Annotated in this window: 1 protein-coding gene; it reads left to right on the top strand. The window is 63.5% G+C overall.

What is annotated here, in order from left to right; all coding sequences use genetic code 11:
• The first annotated feature begins 344 nt into the window (after positions 1-344).
• Entirely contained in the window at positions 345-749 is a 405-nt protein-coding gene (locus IFT88_RS16710; protein WP_192122048.1) for a hypothetical protein, read from the top strand.
• Positions 750-941 lie beyond the last annotated feature (192 nt).

The raw sequence follows: 941 nt of genomic DNA on the forward strand, positions 1-941 counted from the left end.
TGGGCCCGCCAGGGTGAGAAGGACGGCGAGGACCACAACCGCCACCGGCCAGGCCGGCTCGACCCGGGACGCATTCCCATTGGAGCTAGCAGTCATCTCTCCCCCCTCATCCGGTGAATACTCGCTAGATCACTCTGCCCGACCACTGGTCCCAGGGTGCGCCCAGGCACAGCCAAGAGACACATCAAGTGATTCATCTACGGTGACGAACACGGACCATTCGGCGGGGAAGTCAAGGTTTACGACCCTGTCCATTGCACGATCCCCTACCCGGCATAAGGAAACTACGCCCGAGGTGTCACACGGGCGGTTGACGCCGCATCGGGGGCTGCTAGCTTTCGAACGTGACAACCAACCCGGCGCGGCTTGGCCAAACGAATGAACCGCGCAACAGCCCCTCTTCCGTAGTGGCGGCCAGTCCCTTCGCCTTGGCGTCAGGCATCGTGGTCCTTGTGGTCCTTGTGGTCCTTGTGGTCCTTGTGGCCCTTGTCTCCTACGTCACTCTGTACGCCACGATGTGGGCCCCGGTCGTTCTTTGGAACAACGAGGGCTGGCTGTTCCTCTACCCGATTTTTCTCGCGGCCTGGGTGCCAGTCGGCATGATCTCCGCCACGTCCCTGGGCCTCGCGATCGCCAGTTGGGTGCGACACGAAGGACGGCGGTCTCTGGCAGCCGTGAGCCTGGCCGTGGCGGCGCTACTGCTCACTGCATCCCTGCCGGCCCTCTGGTTCGGGCCTGGCCCGCTCTAGACACGGCAGATCGACCTCCATCGCGCAGCATCCTCAATCTGAGCCCCCACGCGTGCCCTCTGAGCTCTCGTTGGACGATCCTCTTACGCGACGCAGCCCCTGAACATGGGCGCGTCCTTGGCACGGCTTCGCACGCATGGCATGGTCGCGACCATGGAGATCATCGATGATGTCGAACGCGGTGCCTGGCTG

Origin of the sequence: Frigoribacterium sp. CFBP 8751, from assembly GCF_014841545.1 — a bacterium.
In the GTDB taxonomy this organism is placed as follows: Bacteria; Actinomycetota; Actinomycetes; order Actinomycetales; family Microbacteriaceae; genus Frigoribacterium.